Annotated in this window: 16 protein-coding genes and 1 tRNA gene; 4 read left to right on the forward strand and 13 right to left on the reverse strand. The window is 62.6% G+C overall.

The genetic code is table 11. The features are described from left to right. The first annotated feature begins 129 nt into the window (after nt 1-129). Together F1735_RS13480 and F1735_RS13485 are read left to right on the forward strand one after the other, a co-directional pair. Nucleotides 130-339 carry a type II toxin-antitoxin system RelE/ParE family toxin gene (locus F1735_RS13480; RefSeq protein WP_187364239.1) on the forward strand — a complete coding sequence of 70 codons (210 nt, stop codon included), beginning with the start codon at nt 130-132 and terminating at the stop codon, nt 337-339. A 162-nt stretch (nt 340-501) separates the two neighbouring features. Beyond that, entirely contained in the window at nt 502-1,323 is an 822-nt protein-coding gene (locus tag F1735_RS13485; protein WP_167237417.1) for a hypothetical protein, read from the forward strand. Nucleotides 1,324-1,397: 74 nt separating this feature from the next. Here F1735_RS13485 and F1735_RS13490 read toward each other — a convergent pair. Next, a tRNA-Asn gene (locus F1735_RS13490) sits at nt 1,398-1,473 on the reverse strand. Between the two features lie 115 nt (nt 1,474-1,588). Next, complete coding sequence (locus tag F1735_RS13495) at nt 1,589-2,803, reverse strand: amino acid aminotransferase (RefSeq protein ID WP_167237418.1); 1,215 nt, start codon at nt 2,801-2,803, stop codon at nt 1,589-1,591. Between the two features lie 113 nt (nt 2,804-2,916). Between F1735_RS13495 and uvrB the strand changes: the two genes are divergently transcribed. After that, complete coding sequence (gene uvrB / locus F1735_RS13500; protein ID WP_167237419.1) at nt 2,917-5,004, forward strand: excinuclease ABC subunit UvrB; 2,088 nt, start codon at nt 2,917-2,919, stop codon at nt 5,002-5,004. A 57-nt stretch (nt 5,005-5,061) separates the two neighbouring features. Here the strand turns inward: uvrB and F1735_RS13505 are convergent, their stop codons facing one another. Beyond that, entirely contained in the window at nt 5,062-5,574 is a 513-nt protein-coding gene (locus F1735_RS13505) for a hypothetical protein (RefSeq protein ID WP_167237420.1), read from the reverse strand. A gap of 196 nt (nt 5,575-5,770) precedes the next feature. After that, nucleotides 5,771-6,370 (reverse strand): MarC family protein, encoded by a 600-nt coding sequence (locus F1735_RS13510; RefSeq protein ID WP_126074293.1) that lies wholly within the window; start codon nt 6,368-6,370, stop codon nt 5,771-5,773. 481 nt (nt 6,371-6,851) lie between these two features. Here F1735_RS13510 and F1735_RS13515 point away from each other — a divergent pair, with 481 nt between their 5' ends. After that, entirely contained in the window at nt 6,852-7,616 is a 765-nt protein-coding gene (locus F1735_RS13515) for a hypothetical protein (RefSeq protein ID WP_167237421.1), read from the forward strand. An 87-nt stretch (nt 7,617-7,703) separates the two neighbouring features. Here F1735_RS13515 and F1735_RS13520 read toward each other — a convergent pair whose 3' ends face one another. From F1735_RS13520 to der, 9 genes are all read right to left on the reverse strand, one after another. After that, the gene (locus tag F1735_RS13520; RefSeq protein ID WP_167237422.1) at nt 7,704-8,846 is read right to left on the reverse strand and encodes a hypothetical protein; all 1,143 of its coding nucleotides are present in this window, start codon (nt 8,844-8,846) and stop codon (nt 7,704-7,706) included. A gap of 234 nt (nt 8,847-9,080) precedes the next feature. Beyond that, entirely contained in the window at nt 9,081-9,626 is a 546-nt protein-coding gene (locus tag F1735_RS13525) for a phosphoribosyltransferase (RefSeq protein ID WP_166881114.1), read from the reverse strand. 36 nt (nt 9,627-9,662) lie between these two features. Then, nucleotides 9,663-10,976, reverse strand: coding sequence for an adenylosuccinate synthase (locus F1735_RS13530; RefSeq protein WP_166881113.1), 1,314 nt, complete (start codon nt 10,974-10,976; stop codon nt 9,663-9,665). A gap of 5 nt (nt 10,977-10,981) precedes the next feature. Continuing rightward, on the reverse strand, nt 10,982-12,142 hold the full coding sequence (locus tag F1735_RS13535) for an ATP phosphoribosyltransferase regulatory subunit (RefSeq protein ID WP_167237423.1): 1,161 nt from the start codon (nt 12,140-12,142) through the stop codon (nt 10,982-10,984). Nucleotides 12,143-12,437: 295 nt separating this feature from the next. Continuing rightward, complete coding sequence (gene hflC / locus F1735_RS13540) at nt 12,438-13,337, reverse strand: protease modulator HflC (RefSeq protein WP_167237424.1); 900 nt, start codon at nt 13,335-13,337, stop codon at nt 12,438-12,440. After that, entirely contained in the window at nt 13,337-14,614 is a 1,278-nt protein-coding gene (hflK, locus tag F1735_RS13545; RefSeq protein ID WP_167237425.1) for an FtsH protease activity modulator HflK, read from the reverse strand. The genes hflC and hflK overlap by 1 nt, the downstream gene beginning before the upstream one ends. Nucleotide 14,615: 1 nt before the next feature. Next, complete coding sequence (gene hflX / locus F1735_RS13550; RefSeq protein WP_167237426.1) at nt 14,616-15,851, reverse strand: GTPase HflX; 1,236 nt, start codon at nt 15,849-15,851, stop codon at nt 14,616-14,618. Between the two features lie 48 nt (nt 15,852-15,899). Beyond that, entirely contained in the window at nt 15,900-16,136 is a 237-nt protein-coding gene (gene hfq, locus F1735_RS13555; RefSeq protein ID WP_026354376.1) for an RNA chaperone Hfq, read from the reverse strand. A 266-nt stretch (nt 16,137-16,402) separates the two neighbouring features. Next, the gene (gene der / locus F1735_RS13560; RefSeq protein ID WP_166894064.1) at nt 16,403-17,746 is read right to left on the reverse strand and encodes a ribosome biogenesis GTPase Der; all 1,344 of its coding nucleotides are present in this window, start codon (nt 17,744-17,746) and stop codon (nt 16,403-16,405) included. Nucleotides 17,747-17,753 lie beyond the last annotated feature (7 nt).

A 17,753-nucleotide genomic window follows, 5' to 3' on the forward strand; every position in this document is an offset into this window, starting at 1 on the left:
TCGCCTACCTTCGCATGTCCAAGTTTAAAAACCTTCCGGCCAATCCACTACAACCAGCCGCCGCTCCGTTGCGATCTACCATCTACCGTGCCGGCTGTCCAGTTCCACTCAAAACGGCATAGAGCCGTCTTGAACAAGCCCGCAGCGGCGCGGACGCTAAAGTCACTGGTGACTGCCCCGGCAAGCCTGCTGAGCAATCCGCGCATTGGAGAAAAGCTCGACGAATTCGAACCGCGCGAGGTGCGCAGGATCTTGGCCGTCCACTACGAAATGCGCTATGAAATCGTGAGGGCGAATATCGTCATCCTGCGTGTGTGGCACACGCGCGAGCAACGCTGACATGGGCTCCTGACCTCCGCTTCGCCTGGGAGGGGATGACTTCGACACCGCGCAAGCCGGCAGCAGGATGACTGACGTAAGCTGGCCTTTCCGCGGGCAGATCAATAGGGCACCAACCACTCCCCGCCCGATTTTCTGGACATCAAGGAACAGGAGAACATCATGAGCGGCACCTTCCAGGTCAGCCTGCCCGCTACCGCAGCGCCGGTGGTGGTCGGCATCGCCAACCCGCCATCCCAACTGCTGCTGTTCGCGGGCATCGCAACAAACAGCAAAGGCCAAATTCTGGGCAATTGCGACGAGGACACCAGCCGCATGACGCTGACCCTGCATCTGAACCGGACCGCCACGCGCATCTTGCAGCACTCCTCCACTGCGGCGCTGGCCAGCATCAGCAGCGATGAGGGCGAATGGCAAGTCGCGGTCGACGCCAGCGAGGTACGGCTCGATCCTGCGACGGGCGAAATCCTGCTGGTGGTCGAACTGGCGGCGACCGGCGAATCGATGGGCTTTCTCGACGGCGCCACCTGCGTGTATATCGACCGCATTTCGTACACCGCCCACGTGCTGGTGGACATTCAGGCGCCGCTCATCGCCGGCACCGTACGCTGGCGGGCCAGCGATTTCGCGGCCCACGGCTGGCCCGCGCTGGCAGTCGTCGCCGGCTACTGGATCACGACACCGGCCAGCCCGGGATCCTTGTTCGGCAGCTCCACCTGGGTTGTGGTTGCCACCGGCATCCTCGAGCAGCCAATCCTGGTTGACGGAACCTACAGCGCCGATTATGTGATCCAGGGCGTGCCCTTCGGGCGACCGGTACAGGTCCTTCTGACCTCGCTGCCCAATTTCGTCGCCAGCGCGCCATCGGCGTCGCCGGGGTTTTGGCGCGAACACAATCTGCTCGATCCCATCATGCTCACCCCGGGACAGCCGCAACAGTTGAACGTGGACTTCATTGCCAACACGATCTTCCCGCCGCGCTAATGCACGACAGCGCTTCCTGACATGCGCGCACCAACGAAAAAAGCCACGCAAACGCGTGGCTTTTTTCTCAATTCTGGCTCCCCGACCTGGACTCGAACCAGGGACCTGCGGATTAACAGTCCGTCGCTCTACCAACTGAGCTATCAGGGAATAAAAGAAACATTATATGCTGTAATGATCAGACCATCAAGTTGTTGGCAGTAATCGCTGCAGCACCATGCTCTTCTTCGAATCCACCTTGCGATCAATTCGAAGAAGCAAGATCTTAAAGGACTTTGGCGATGGCGTCAATGACGCGGTCGATATTTTTCGAATTCAGGGCCGCCACGCAGATGCGGCCCGTGTCCACCGCGTAGATCGCATGTTCCGTGCGCAGGCGCTCGACCTGCTGCTTGGTCAGGCCCGAGTACGAGAACATGCCGACCTGCTCGCGCACGAATTCGAAATCGTGCGCCGGCGCTTTTTCCTTGAGCTTTTGCACGAAGGTGTTGCGCATCTCCTTGATGCGCACGCGCATGCCGGCCAGTTCGTCTTCCCACAACTGGCGCAGTTCCGGCGTGGTCAGTGCAAGGGCGACCACTTTGCCGCCGTGGACCGGCGGGTTCGAGTAGTTGGTGCGCACCACCCGCTTGAGTTGCGAAAGCAGGCGCGCCGCTTCTTCGGCGCTGGCGCCCACCACCGACAAGGCCCCCACGCGCTCGCCGTACAGCGAGAACGACTTCGAGAACGAATTCGAGATCAGCAGCGGTCCGCCGGCGGCGGCGAACTTGCCCACCACCGCGCCATCTTCGGCGATGCCGGTGCCGAAACCCTGGTAGGCCATGTCGAGGAAGGGAATCAAACCGCCCGCGCCGATGGCCGCGATCACCTCATCCCATTGGGCCGCGCTGATGTCGGCGCCGGTCGGGTTGTGGCAGCACGCGTGCAGCAGCACGATGGCGCCCTTCGGCATGGCTTTCAGGTCGCCCAGCATGCCGGCAAAATCGACGCCGCGCGTGGCCGCATCGTAATAACGGTAGGTGTGGACGGTGAAGCCGGCGCTTTCGAACAGGGCGCGGTGGTTTTCCCAGCTTGGATCGCTGATGTACACGTCGGAACCGGGCGCGAAGCGCTGCAGGAAGTCGGCGCCGATCTTGAGTGCGCCGGTGCCGCCGATGGCTTGCACGGTGACCGCGCGCTTGTCTTGAATAATCGCGCTGCCGGCACCAAATACCAGCTCTTGCACAGCGGCGTCGTACGCGGCCAGGCCTTCGATCGGCAGGTAGGTGCGCGGCGCCGGTTGCTCCATCAGCAACTCCTCGGCTTTGCGTACGCAAGCGAGCAGCGGCACTTTGCCATTGTCGTCATAATAGACACCCACGCCGAGGTTGATTTTGGCGGGGTTGGTGTCTGCATTGAACGCCTCGGTGATGCCCAGGATCGGGTCGCGCGGGGCCATGTCGATGGCGCTGAAGATGGTGGCGGAAGCTGTTGAAGTCATCGTGGTAGATTGAGTGTCGGCTGGGTTGTATAGACAGCGACCCATAGTCTGATTACTGATTGGGTGTTTCCTGGGCCGCGAGCGGGACACCATTCTAACAAAGGTCTGATCGTATGGCTGAATTATCCGTTGCACACGACCCGTCGCCGACGGTCGTCACTTTCCCCGATTCCCCGTTCAAGCTGCACCAGCCGTTCGAACCGGCCGGCGACCAGCCGAGCGCGATCGCCGGGCTGGTCGAAGGCATCAACGACGGGCTCTCGTTCCAGACCCTGCTCGGCGTGACCGGCTCCGGCAAAACCTACACCATGGCCAACGTGATTGCGCGCTGCGGGCGTCCGGCGATCATCTTCGCGCCGAACAAGACCCTGGCCGCGCAGCTGTATTCGGAGTTCCGCGAATTCTTTCCGCAAAACGCGGTCGAGTATTTTGTCAGTTACTACGATTACTACCAGCCGGAAGCCTACGTGCCGCAGCGCGACCTGTTCATCGAAAAGGACTCGTCGATCAACGAGCATATCGAGCAGATGCGCCTGTCATGCACCAAGTCGCTGATGGAGCGGCGCGACGTGGTCATCGTGGCCACCGTGTCGGCCATTTACGGCATCGGCAACCCGAGCGAATACCACCAGATGATCCTGACCTTGCGCGCCAAGGACAAGCTCGCGCAGCGCGACGTCATCGCGCGCCTGATCCAGATGCAGTACACGCGCAACGAAATCGACTTCGGGCGCGGCACCTTCCGCGTGCGCGGCGACACCATCGACATCTTCCCCGCCGAGCATGCCGAACTGGCGATCCGGGTCGAGATGTTCGACGATGAAATCGAATCCCTGCAGCTGTTCGATCCGCTGACCGGGCGCATTCGCCAGAAGATCCCGCGGTTTACCGTCTATCCGGGTTCGCACTACGTCACGCCGCGCTCGACCGTGCTGCGCGCGATCGAAACCATCAAGCTCGAACTGCGCGAGCGTCTGGAGTACTTCCGCAAGGAGAACAAGCTGATCGAAGAGCAGCGCCTCGAACAGCGCACCCGCTTCGACCTCGAGATGATGGCCGAAATCGGCTTCACCAAGGGCATCGAGAACTACTCGCGCCACCTGTCGGGCGCCATGCCGGGCGACCCGCCGCCGACCCTGGTCGACTACCTGCCGAAGGACGCGCTGATGTTCCTCGACGAGTCGCACGTGCTGGTCGGGCAGCTCAACGCCATGTTCAACGGCGACCGTTCGCGCAAGACCAACCTGGTCGACTATGGTTTCCGCTTGCCGTCGGCGCTCGACAACCGGCCGCTCAAGTTCGAAGAATTCGAGGGCAAGCTGCGCCAGACGGTGTTCGTCTCGGCCACCCCGGCCGACTACGAGAAAACCCATTCCGACAATGTGGTCGAACAGGTGGTGCGCCCGACCGGCCTGGTCGACCCGCTGGTGATCGTCAAGCCGGCGCTGTCGCAGGTCGATGACCTGATGTCCGAAATCGTCGACCGCGTCAAGAAAGACGAGCGCGTGCTGGTGACCACGCTGACCAAGCGCATGTCGGAGCAGCTCACCGAGTACCTGAGCGACCACGGCATCAAGGTGCGCTACCTGCACAGCGATATCGAAACGGTGGAACGGGTGGAGATCTTGCGCGACCTGCGCCTGGGGACCTTCGACGTGCTGGTCGGGATCAACCTGCTGCGCGAAGGTCTCGACTTGCCGGAAGTGTCGCTGGTGGCGATCCTGGATGCCGACAAGGAAGGCTTTTTGCGCTCCGAGCGCAGCCTGATCCAGACCATCGGACGCGCCGCGCGCAACCTGAACGGCGTGGCGATTTTGTACGCCGACCGGATTACCGATTCGATGGCAAAAGCCATCGGCGAGACCGAGCGCCGGCGCGCCAAGCAGATCGCCTACAACATCGAGCATGGCATTACGGCGGTGGGGATCAAGAAGCAGATCAAGGAATTGATCGACGGCGTCTACAGCCCGCAGCAGGCGCGCGAGCAGCTCGAATCGGCCAAGGAAACCGCCAAGGTCGAGTCGATGAGCGAGAAGCAGATCGGCAAGGAGATCAAGCGCCTGGAAAAACTGATGGTCGACCACGCGAAAAATCTCGAATTCGAGAAGGCGGCGCAGGTGCGCGACCAGTTGCACATCCTCAAGCAGCAGGCTTTCGGGGCGCCGGGGACAGACAACGTGGTCTCCATCCTCGGCAAATAAAGCGTCGTTGCATTGTTGTCGAGCCGGGCTTTGAATGCATGCGTCAGCCCGGTGCCCTCACTGCACCTTCATGAACTTGAAATTCAAAAACCATCCACGGTCCGTTTCCTTCAAATGAAAAACGGTCGTGATATCGCTGATTTCGCCCCGCACAAAGGTGCATGCGTCAACCTGGCCACCACCGTCGGGTACGCGGAGCCTGTCGTCGTCGAACAAATAGAGCTTGTACTCGTCGAACCTGCCAGCACCCGGTGTGGTGATATAACGTGCCCAGGTCGTCACGTCTTCCTGCACGGGCACGGGCGCTGTGCTGTCGAGATCTTCAAAATACCCGTAGGCATCCAGCGTATCAAACAGATGGTCGACGATCATCTTCACCCCAGCCGGATCGTTAGCCTCACCCTGTACTTCTTTTCCGTTCAACGTCAGCGCCGCGTTGGCATAGTCGAAAACAGGACACACTTCAAACGCTTTCCCGAATTCGCCTTGCGACATGCAGTGCATGAATTGCATCACCGCTTCCTGCAGTTCGGTTATCTGCGGTTTCTTTTCCCACGACTTGAAAGGCATGTTTCCTCCTGAGTGACAAAAAGCCCCTCAACACCAAGGGCCTTCGCAATGACGTATTCCGACGAATCAGTTCACTCGAATCGGGTTCGAACCGGACCTGCCGAGGGTACGCCCATCGTATTCTTTTGGCAAGTAACCATTATCGGCATCCGATCAGTTCGAAGTGGGTACAAGCTTGCGCTACCGGTGCAGCGGCTCACAGCGATTTGATGAATTCCCGTATCCCGGCCAGGAACATCTCGACCGCCATCGCGCTCAGGATCAGTCCCATCAAGCGCTCAAAGGCGGCCATCACCTGCGGGCCGAGCTTTTCCTGCAGGCGCTCGGCCGGCAGGAACACTGCCAGCCAGACCAGCGCCACCGCCACCAGCGCGCCGACGTGGATCACGATTTCGGTGGTCGTATTCGACGAGAACAGCAACACGGTCGCCAGCGCCGACGGACCGGCAATGGCGGGAATGGCGAGCGGCACGATGAACGGCTCGCCGCCCTTGCCGTTGTCGCCGAACATGCCGCCCGGCTGGGGGAAGACCATGCGCATGGCGATCAGGAACAAGATCACGCTGCCGCCGATGCGCAGCGAAATTTGCGACAGCTGCATGGCCGCCAGCAGGTGACGTCCGAAGAACATGAACAGCAGCAGCACGAAGAAAGCGATCGCGCACTCGCGCACCACGATCTTCCAGCGCCGCTGTTTCGGCACCTGGGCCATGGCGCTGACGAACAGCGGAACGTTGCCGAACGGGTCGGTGACCAGGAACAGCAGGATGAAGGTTTGAATGAAAGTTTGCGTCATCCCACATGATAACTTGCCGCACAGCACATGCACCAGCATGCTGGATGCGTGGCGAAAATCAGACAGTCATCCCTGCGCGCAGGCAGGCCACGATCTTGAACACGGCGCCCATGACAGCGCAGCAATGTGCGCGCTAACATCGGCTCCCGCAGGCGCCGCACGCATCTCTTTCCGTATTGACATTTGCAACACAGCCGCCTAGCCTGAATTTTGCACAAAAAAGGGCAAGAATGCAGTAAGTGATTGATAGAATGGGAATTATCTAAAAACCTACCCTATCAGCACGAACACACCTTGCCCGACATGAATTCTACCCCAGAGCAGCTCCGTTTTGCATCTATTCCCGCTCATAGCGTTCGCGCCGATTATGCGCAAGTGCTCATCAACCGCAAGAGCATCTACACCATCGCGGCCCAGAAGCACTATCAACCAGAACCCGGGCTACCGCAAGCACGCCACCGGCCTGGTCAAGAGCCACCAGGTGCGTGGACAAGCGTGGGCCTTGCGCTCGCTGACCCAGGCCGCTTACATTGCGCCGGACGATCACCCGCTCAAGGGATACTTCAACAAGATTGTCGACAATAACCTCGACTGGTACAACACGACCTTCGTGGCCGGCAATACCAACCAGTTGGGCTTCATCGACAACAGCGGCTTTGCGGCGGTGGCCTACACCGGCCCGGGCGGCCCGAAGACCGGCATGTCGCCATGGCAGGATGATTTCTTCACGTCCAGCATCGGCCAGGCGCACGAGCTCGGCTTCACCAAGTCCAAGACCTTGCTCGACTGGAAAGCACGCTTCCCGGTCGGCCGCCTGACGGCGCCCGGCTATTGCTGGGTCGATGGTGCGGTGTACGCCCTGTCGGTGCGCGCCACCGAAGCGTCGCCCTACTTCACGAGCTTCGCCCAAGCCTGGCAGGCGACGTTCCGCGCGCCGGACAACAGCGACCTGGTCAACAGCACCGGCCAACGTTATGTGGACCAGCCCTGCGCCAGCCAGTTGCAGGCCAACTGGCGCACCCAGCTCGAGATCGACAAACGATCGGGCCGCACGCCGTGGCTGGCAGGTGAGATGACGGGCTATGCCAGCTCGGCGGAAGGCTTCCCGGCCAATATGCAGCCGGCGGTAGCGATGGCGGCCAGCACCGGCATCCCGAACGCGCGCGCGGCGTGGGATGTGTTCGCGAAGCGTACCATCAAGCCGGACTACGGCCAGCGGCCGCAGTTCGCGATCGTGCCGCGCTGATCGTCGGGGCCGGCAAGCGGCCCCGGACAGAGAACGATGCGCCTGGCGCGCCATATCCTCTTCCACGGCGCACCCGCTGCTGCCGCCTCAATGCGCGCGCAGCACCGTGAGCGCCACCTCGAACTGCTTGCCGTCCAGCGTCAGCATGAGCTCATAAGTGCGGCCGACATCGATGCATAGTCGGTCCACGGACGACGCCGCCGCGAGCGGCCAGATGCGCCATCCACGACTATCTTGCTCGGCCGCCTCGGTCGAAAGGATGCTCACGTGCAGGTGCGCCGTGTGCGGATTGGCGCCGGTGTACTGGCGTGCGCGGAAGCCATAGGCGCGCGACCAGATGGTCTTGTTGAAAATGACGTAATTGGTCGATGGATGCAGCAGTGCCGCGCGCACCACTTCCATCGGCGCGATGCCGTCCTTGTCGACATCGAAGGCATTGACCGAGCCGCGCTCGTTGGGATTGTGGTCGCTGGGGCGCTCGCAGTGGCTCTGGTCGCCAATGGTGCCGTCGGAGCGCTTGTCGCGATCCGGCCAGCGCAGGTTGATCTCGGCACGCAAGCGCACCAGGGAAGGCGCGACATGCCAGGGCCGGCCGCTGCAATCGCCCGCCACCCGCACCTGCCTGGCGCCGCGATCGTCGGTGGCGTCGGGGTTGATCTCCATCACGTCGAGGGCGCGTTCCTCGTCAGCGCACAGCGCCGCTCCGACGAAGCGGGCCGGGTTGTCGTCTTCGCTTTCGATGGTGTAGTCGTTGCGCCTGGCGTCCTCGCTGTCGAGTGCGGCGATCTCGGCGTCCAGGTCGCCCCCGGCGGGCGGCGTGCAGGCCGTGCCGCCCGCAAGCGGGAAACATCCGCTGCCGACCAGCCAGCGGCCATACTGCGCAATGCCCGGCCTGAGCGTACCCACCGGAATCGCCAAGCCCTCCATGGGCGCATGGAGCAAACCCGCCAGCGATACCTCGTGCCGCAAGGTATCGGTAGCGAGCAGATCGATAGCGGCGGCGTCGGCGCCGATCACCACGCTCAGCGCCGCCGGCAAGCGCCGAAAGCCGAACTGCGCCGGACTGAAGGGAATCGAAAACGCGAGTGGCAGCGCGCGGCTGACGGGTTTCAAGATGACCGACCCCAGCACCTGGTCGTAGAACACGACGGCAACGCGCAAGTGGAAATGCGGATCGAACTGTTCGTCCGGGATCCGGCCAAGGTCCAGCGTTCCGGTCAGGGTAATCATCATCGGCTCCTGTTTGTGAAGGGGGATTCACTTCCACTGTAGGGATGTTCAGCCCGCGCGCCTATCAGTAAGTCGCCGCCGCTTGTGTCCCATCATGCGCGCGCGCGCATGCGCGATCAATCCGGACGCTTAAAAGAACCAGACGCAAGATTTCCGGCGCAAAGTGTGGCCGCAACGAAAAACGGCGGAAGGATCATGTGATCCTCCCGCCGTTGGCAAGCGTCAGCGACAGTCTTATGCCGGCTTGTCGAACTTCTTCATCCATGCCGACAACTGGTGCGGACGCAGGCCATCGTAATCTTCGAACGGCTGGTGAATCCACGGGTTGTGCGGCAAGTCTTCCAGGAAGTAATCCGGACGGATCGAGGACGTGCCCTTAACCCAGATCACCGCCGATTTGACTTCGGTCACGCCGGCGAAATTCTCGCTCAGGTGACGCGTGACCTTGTCGAGCGTGACGCCCGAATCGGCCAGGTCGTCCACCAGCAGGATCTTGCCGGCCAGCGGACCCTTGGTCATCGTCATGTACTTGGCGATGTCCAGGTCACCGCGCACCGTACCGGCTTCTTCGCGGTAGGAGCTGGTCGACAGGATCGCCAGCGGCACGTCGAAAATGCGCGAGAACACATCGCCCGGGCGCACGCCGCCGCGCGCCAGGCACAGCACCTGGTCGAACTTCCAGCCCGATTCGTAGACCTTGAGCGCCAGGCGCTCGATCAGGCGGTTGTACTCGTCCCAAGACACCCAGAGGTCGTTCTCGGTCGATGGAGGGGTGGTCATGATGATTCCTTATATTTCTTGTAAGTACTCGACTGATTATTCGAACGGATGGCGCAGGACGATGGTTTCGACGCGGTCGGGACCGGTGGAAACCATATCGACCGGCACGCCGACCAGTTCTTCGATGCGCTTGATGTAGGCGCGCGCGGTGGCCGGCAGCTCGGCCAGCGACTTGGCGCCGACGGTGCTTTCTTTCCAGCCCGGCATGGTTTCGTACACGGGCACGCAACGCGCCGCGTCTTCCGCGCCGACCGGGAAGATGTCGACATCGCGGCCGTCGATCTTGTAGCCGGTGCATAGTTGCAGCGTTTCCAGGCCGTCCAGCACGTCGAGCTTGGTCAGGCACATGCCCGAGACGCCATTGATCTGGACCGAGCGGCGCAGCAGCGCGGCATCGAACCAGCCGCAGCGGCGCGCACGGCCGGTGACGGTGCCGAATTCATGGCCGACCGACGACAGGTGATGGCCAACGCCGGCGTCCGTCGGCAGTTCGGACGGGAACGGGCCGGAGCCAACGCGCGTCGTGTACGCCTTGGTGATGCCCAGGATGTAGTGCAGCATGTTCGGGCCGACGCCGGCGCCGGCGGCGGCGTTGCCCGCCACGCAGTTCGACGAGGTCACGTACGGATAGGTGCCGTGATCGACGTCGAGCAGCGATCCTTGCGCGCCTTCGAACAACAGGTTGCCGCCGGCCTTGTGCGCCGCGTACAGCTGCGAGGACACATCGCCCACCATCGGTTTCAGGCGTGGCACCAGGGCCATCGCGTCGTCGAAGGTTTTCTGGAAGTCGACCGCGTCGGCTTTCAGGTAGTTGGTCAGCACGAAGTTATGGTAGTCGAGGTTTTCGCGCAGTTTTTCGGCGAAGCGCTCTTCGTTGAGCATGTCGGCGATACGGATCGCGCGACGTGCCACCTTGTCTTCGTAGGCCGGGCCGATGCCCTTGCCGGTGGTGCCGATCTTGTTGGCGCCGCGCGCCACTTCACGGGCCACGTCGATGGCGACGTGGTACGGCAGGATCGCGGGACACGCCTCGGAAATTTTGAGGCGCGACACCACTTCCACGCCGATGGCCTGGAGCTTGTCGATTTCGCGCATCACGTCGGGAACCGACACGACCACGCCATTGCCGATGTAGCAGGCCACGCCTTCGCGCATGATGCCCGACGGGATCAGCTGCAAGGCGGTCTTCTGACCTTTGATGACCAGGGTATGGCCGGCGTTATGGCCACCCTGGAAGCGAACCACGCCCTGCGCGTTATCGGTCAGCCAATCGACGATCTTGCCCTTGCCTTCATCGCCCCACTGGGTGCCGATGACAACGACGTTCTTTGCCACGTTTTTCTTTGACATCACACTTAGCCTAAGTTTTTGAGAATCCAGTTACTGTTTTCGAGGACGAGTACGCGATCGCACTCGAACTCGTCCTGCTCATTGTCGTGACCCGGCAAACTCTGGATCACAACCTCGCCTGCTTTGCGCAGTTGAGCGATTTTTTCACGCAGCTCGGGGGCATTGCCCCACGGAGCACGAATCGCGTGCTTGCGCTCGGCGGTCGGCAACAGCCGCGCCAGTTCGCGCAAGTCGAGCGAAAAGCCGGTCGCGGGCCGAGCCCGGCCGAATGCTTCGCCCACATGGTCGTAACGCCCGCCCCGCACCACCGCATTCGGCAGGCCGGGCACGTACAGCGCGAACATCGCGCCGCTTTCGTATTGGTAGCCGCGCAGGTCGGCCAGGTCGATCGCCACGTCGGCGCGGCCCAGGGCCGATCCGGCCAGCGCCGCCAGTTCGGCCAGCGCGCGCGTGATGCCCGGCAGCGCCGGCAGCACCTCGCGCGCACGCGCCAGCACGTCGATGTCGCCGTACAGGCCGGGCAAGGCTTTCAGGGCGGTGCGCGTGGCCGGCGCGTACGCCGCGCTGATCGCCTCTAACCCCGGGCTGTCCTTGGCGCGCAGCAAGGTGTACAGGGCCGCTTCATCTTGTTTGGCGACGGCGTCGTCGGCCAGCAGCGCGCGCAGCAGGCCAGCGTGCGACAGGTCCAGGCGCACCTGATCAAAGCCGAAGCCGGCCAGGGCCAGCGAGGCGAGCGCCAGTTCCTGCACTTCGGCGTCCGCTTCGAGGCCGGCGTGGCCGTAGATTTCGGCGCCGATCTGGAGCGGCTCGCGGGTCGCGTGCAAGCCGCTCGGGCGGGTATGCAGCACGCTGCCGGCGTAGCACAGGCGGGTGACCGAGTCGCGGTTGAGCAGGTGGGCATCGATGCGCGCGACCTGGGTGGTCATGTCGGCGCGCAAGCCGAGCATGCGGCCCGACATCGGGTCGACCAGCTTGAAGCTGCGCAGTTCGGTGTCCGGGCCGGCGCCGGCCAGCAGCGACTCGACGTATTCGAGCAAGGGCGGCATGACCAGCTCGTAACCGTAGGAACGGAAGTTATCGAGCATCAGGCGGCGCAGCTCTTCGGTCTTGCGCGCTTCGGACGGCAGGACGTCGGCGATATTTTCAGGCAGGAGCCAGTTCGGCATGGGCAAGGGGAGATAGTTAAAAATCGGACAATATGGCGCGCACGGTCGTGCTAAATGTAGCGCCGAATCAGCGATTTTACAGGAAAATGGTGTAGGAGCGCCAACAAATGTGCAAGAGGCAGTGGTGAGCTTGTTACGGTTGCTGCGGCCGCTACCCTCAGAGCCGTCTTCCCCGCCTGCGCGGGGAAGACGGTGCTAGCGGGGAACGACGATGGTGCTGGCGTGAACAAGCATCCAATGCAAACGGGCGGGCCTGGAATCGAGGCCCGCCCGTTATGTCATCCCGGCCGTGCGCTTACTTCTTCGGCGCGGCGGCGGGCGCCGACGCCCCGCCCGGCGCACGGAAATACTTGAAGAACTCCGAGTTCGAATCGAGCACCAGCACGTCGCCGTGGGTCTTGAAGGTCGCGCGGTAAGCTTCCAGCGAGCGGTAGAACTTGTAGAACTCCGGGCTCTTGCCGAACGCTTCGGCATAGATCGCCGAGGCAGCGGCATCGCCCTCGCCCTTGATCTGCTCGGCCTCGCGGTAAGCGGCGGCCAGCGTTTCGGTGCGTTTGCGGTCGGCGGCGGCGCGCAGCTTTTCCGACTCGGCCGAACCGGTCGAACGCAGCTCGTTGGCCACCTTCAGGCGCTCGGCGCGCATGCGGTCGTACACCGACGCATTGATCTTCTCGTCGTAGTCCACGCGTTTCAGGCGCACGTCGACGATCTGCACGCCGATCTGCTTGGCCTCGGCCACCACCTTGAGCTGGATCGCCGCCATCACCTTGCCGCGCTCGCCGGAGATCACTTCGCGCACCGTGCGCTTGGTGATTTCTTCGTTCAGCGCCGCCTTGACGATCTGGCCCATGCGGCCGCGGGCGCTGGCCTCGTTGCCGTTAAAGCTGATGTAGTACAGGCGCGGATCGACGATGCGCCATTTGACGAAGGCGTCGACCATGACGTTTTTCTTCTCGGACGTCATGAAGCGGTCGGCGTCGGGCGTATCGAGCGTGAGGATGCGCTTGTCGAGCTCGATCTTGTTCTGGAACGGCGGCGGCAGCTTGAAATGCAGGCCTGGCTCGCTGATGACTTCTTTCATCTCGCCGAACGCGAACACCACCGCGAACTTGCGCTGGTCGACCACGAACACGGTCGAGGACAGGAGCATCAGCGCGATGAAGCCCGCAACAAAAATGGTAACTAAGCGGTTCATTAACGGGTCTCCCGATCACGTGAGGATTCGCGGCTGCGGTTATCGCGCTGGCGCACTTGTTCGAGCGGCTGCAGCACGTCGGCCGGCAGTGCCTGCGACGGCGGCGCGACCTGCGCCGGTGTCATCGGCACCACGGGGCCCGACTTGGCGCCGATGGCGGCGTCGTTGGCGGCAGTCTGCGCGATCAGTTTGTCGAGCGGCAGGTACAGCAAATTGCTGCCGGACTTGACGTCGACCATGACCTTGCTGGCGCTGCTGAAAATCTGCTGCATGGTGTCGAGGTACATGCGGTCGCGCGTGACGCCGGGCGCTTTCTGGTACTCGGTCATCACTTGCGTGAAGCGGGCCGCGTTACCGGTGGCGTTTTCGGTCACCATCGAGCGGTAGGCCCGGGCTTCTTCCAGCAGGCGCACGGCGTTGCCGGCCGCGCGCGGCACCACGTCGTTGGCGTAGGCTTCGCCCTCGCTCTTGGCGCGTTCGTTGTCCTGGCCAGCCTTGTTGGCGTCATCAAAAGCACCCTGCACCTGCTCCGGCGGTTGCACGCCCTGCATGGTGACATTGCTGATCTGCGCGCCCAGGGCGTAGCGGTCGAGGATCTGCTGCATCAGCATTTGCGTGTCGAGCGCGACTTTTTCGCGGCCGACGTAGAGAACATAGTCCATCTTGCTCTTGCCGACCACTTCGCGGATGGCGGTTTCGGCCACCTGGCGCACGGTTTCATCCGTCTCCAGGTTGTTGAACAGCCAGGCTTTCGGGTCCTTGAGCGTGTACTGCACCGCGAACTGGATGTCGATGATGTTTTCATCGTCGGTCAGCATCAGCGACTCTTTCAGGTTTTTCGAGCGCACATTGCCGCTGTAGCCGATTTCCATGGTCCGCACTTCGTTGACGTTGACCTTTTCGTGGGTCTGGAACGGATACGGCATGCGCCAGTTCAGGCCCGAACCGGTGCTGTGGCTGTATTTGCCGAAGGTCGAGACGATCCCGGCCTGGCCTTCGCGCACGCTGAACACGCCGCTGGCGAGCCAGATGAAGCCGACCACCGCCACCGCCGCGCCGACCGTGACGCCGGCGCCCTTCATGTCGGGACGGTACGGACCGCCGCCGCCGGCGTCGCCGCCCGGCCCCTTGTTGCCGAACAGGCGATTGAGGCGCTGGTTGAAGTCGCGCCACATCTGGTCGAGATCGGGCGGGCCGTCACCGGGACGTTTGCTGTCCTGCAGCAGGACAGTAGGCGGCGGCCGGATGCCGACGCGTTTGAGTAATGAAGCAAGCATGCTATCGAGGTCCGACGTTGGTGGAGGTTGGAATTTCGGCCGGTTGCGCGTCTTGCTCGTGCGCGTCGTCGGCGTCGTCGGCCTGGTCCGCATTGTCTGCGTACCCGGCCTCGGCGTCGTCAACCGGTTCGGCATCGTCCTGCTCTTCGAAAAGGTGGCTGCGCGCCGGCGCGGCCCTGGCTGCTTCGACCACGGCTTCGCGCAGCATGTCGATCCCGGCGCCGGTGTGGGCGCTGATGAACACGCGCGCAATATTGCCCGCTTCATCGCGCTCGATCGCCGGCTCCAGGCCGGCGGCGTCGATCTTGTTCCACACAAGAATTTGCGGAATGTGATCGGCGCCGATTTCCTTGAGCACCAGGTTGACCTGTTCGATCTGTTCCATGCGCACCGGGCTGGCGCCGTCGACGACGTGCAGCAGCAGGTCGGCGTGGATGGTTTCTTCCAGGGTGGCGCGGAACGCCGCCACCAGCTGGTGGGGCAGCTCGCGCACGAAGCCGACCGTGTCGGACATGACCACGTTGCCGACCTCTTCGCCCAGGTAGACGCGGCGCGAGGTCGTATCCAGGGTGGCGAACAACTGGTTGGCGACATACACGCCAGCCTTGGTCAGGGCATTGAACAGGGTCGACTTGCCGGCATTGGTGTAGCCGACCAGCGACACCGAAAAGGTATGGCTGCGCCCGCGCGAACGGCGCTGGGTTTCATGCTGCTTGCGCAGCTTGGCCAGGCGCGCGCGCAGGGCCTTGACCCGCTCGCCGATCAGGCGGCGGTCGGTCTCGAGCTGGGTTTCACCCGGACCGCGCAGGCCGATACCGCCCTTTTGCCGTTCGAGGTGAGTCCAGCCGCGGATCAGGCGCGTGGCCAGATGCTGCAATTGCGCCAGTTCGACCTGCAGCTTGCCCTCGTGGCTCTTGGCGCGCTGCGCGAAGATGTCGAGGATCAGGCTGGTACGGTCGAGCACGCGGATATTCAGGCGCTTTTCCAGGTTGCGCTGCTGGGCCGGAGACAAGGCGTGATTGAAAATCACGATCTCGATGTTCTGGTCCACGCAGGCCAGGCCGATTTCGTCGGCCTTGCCGCTGCCGACAAAGTAGGCAGCGTCAGGACTGGAACGCTTGGCGGTGATGGTGGTGATCGGCTCGGCGCCTGCCGAGCGGGCGAGCAAGGCCAGCTCTTCAACACTCGCGTTGAAGTCGCCGGCGCCGAAATCGATGCCGACTAGTGCTGCGCGCATAGGCCTCCCTGCGGGGCCAGGCGACCCGGGGTGGCGACGCCCATGGCCTTACTCAGCTTCGGAATCAAGATTGAGATTGACAGCGCGTGCCGGCACAACGGTGGAGATTGCATGCTTGTAGACCATCTGGGTCACCGTGTTACGCAGCAGGACGACGTATTGGTCGAAGGACTCGATATGGCCCTGCAGTTTGATCCCGTTGACCAGGTAGATCGAGACGGGAACATGCTCTTTGCGCAAGGCATTGAGGAATGGGTCTTGTAACAGTTGCCCTTTGTTGCTCATAACAGCTCCGTGATGTTGTTGTAGTAAAGAATTGGAGGCGACTCGCTGGTTTTTCAAGTGCCGGGACCATCATTGTTGTGAGGCGAATGATGTCCCTGAGTTACTGTAACCTGTTTTGCAATTGTCTGTCGGACGGCGGGCGTGCCAACCTACTGCGCGACGCACTATTTGCCCGGCGATGCTCACCGTACTTGCGTACGGCTGCGCTTCTCGGACAAATAGTGCGCCGCTCGCTACGGTTGGCACGCCCGCCGTGACCTCAGCAATTACTTGGACGTTCGTGCGAACGGGTTTTTACCCACGCGCAGCTCGATCCGCAACGGCGTACCTACCAGATTGAAGGTGTCGCGGAAATGCTTCTCGAGGTAGCGTTTGTACGGCTCGCCAATGGCGTCGAGCGAGTTGCCGTGGATGACGATGATCGGCGGATTCTGCCCGCCCTGGTGCGCATAGCGCATTTTAGGACGGATCGAGCCCTTGCGGCGTGGTTCCTGCTTCTCGACCGCTTCGATCAGCGCGCGCGTCAGGCGCGGCGTGGACAGGTCGGCGGTGGCGGCGGCGTACGCCGCGTCGACCGACTTCATCATCGGGGCGATCCCTTGCGCCTTCAGGGCCGAAATGAAGTGGGTCTTGGCGAACGAGAGGAAATCGAGCTTGCGGTCGATGTCGATCTTGATTTCGTCGCGCTCATCGGTGCGCAAGCCGTCCCATTTGTTCACGGCCACCACCAGCGCCCGGCCCGACTCCAGGATGAAGCCGGCAATGTGCGCATCCTGCTCCGAAATGTCTTGCTGAGCGTCGAGCAAGAGGATGACCACGTGGGCTTCCGAAATCGACTGCAGCGTTTTGACGACCGAAAACTTCTCGATCGCTTCGAACACCTTGCCGCGACGGCGGATACCGGCCGTGTCGATCAGCGTGTAATTCTTGCCGTCGCGTTCGAACGGCACTTCGATCGAGTCGCGCGTGGTGCCCGGCATGTCGAAGGCGATCACGCGCTCTTCGCCGATCAGGGTGTTCACCAGCGTGGATTTACCGACGTTGGGGCGGCCAACGATGGCGATCTTGACGCCGCGCGCGGCCGGCTCGAGTTCTTCCTGGTCGTCCGGACGGCCGGCGAAGGCTTCGTTCAAGGCTTCCTCGACCAGGTCGGTCACGCCGTCGCCGTGGGCGGCGGAAATGACGTAGGGGTCGCCCATGCCGAGCTCATAGAAATCGGCCACGACGGAGCTGTACTTCATGCCCTCGCCCTTGTTGACGACCAGCATGACCTTGCGGCCCGACTTGCGCAGGAAGTCGGTGATGGTCTTGTCGTGCGGCGTCAAGCCCTGGCGGCCGTCGACGATGAAGACGACCACGTCCGCTTCGGCGACGGCCTGCTTGGTCTGCAGGGCCATCTGGAACATGATGCCTTCCTTGGCGACCGGCTCGAAGCCGCCCGTGTCGATGACGAGGAAGGGGCGTTCACCGACCCGGCCTTCGCCGTAGTGACGATCGCGCGTGAGACCTGGCAGGTCGGCCACGAGCGCGTCGCGCGAGCGGGTGAGGCGATTGAAGAGTGTCGATTTCCCGACGTTGGGGCGACCAACTAATGCGATTACCGGCTTCATGGTGTTT

Source organism: Massilia genomosp. 1 (assembly GCF_011682185.1).
GTDB classification, from domain to species: Bacteria; Pseudomonadota; Gammaproteobacteria; order Burkholderiales; family Burkholderiaceae_D; genus Telluria_A; species Telluria_A rubra.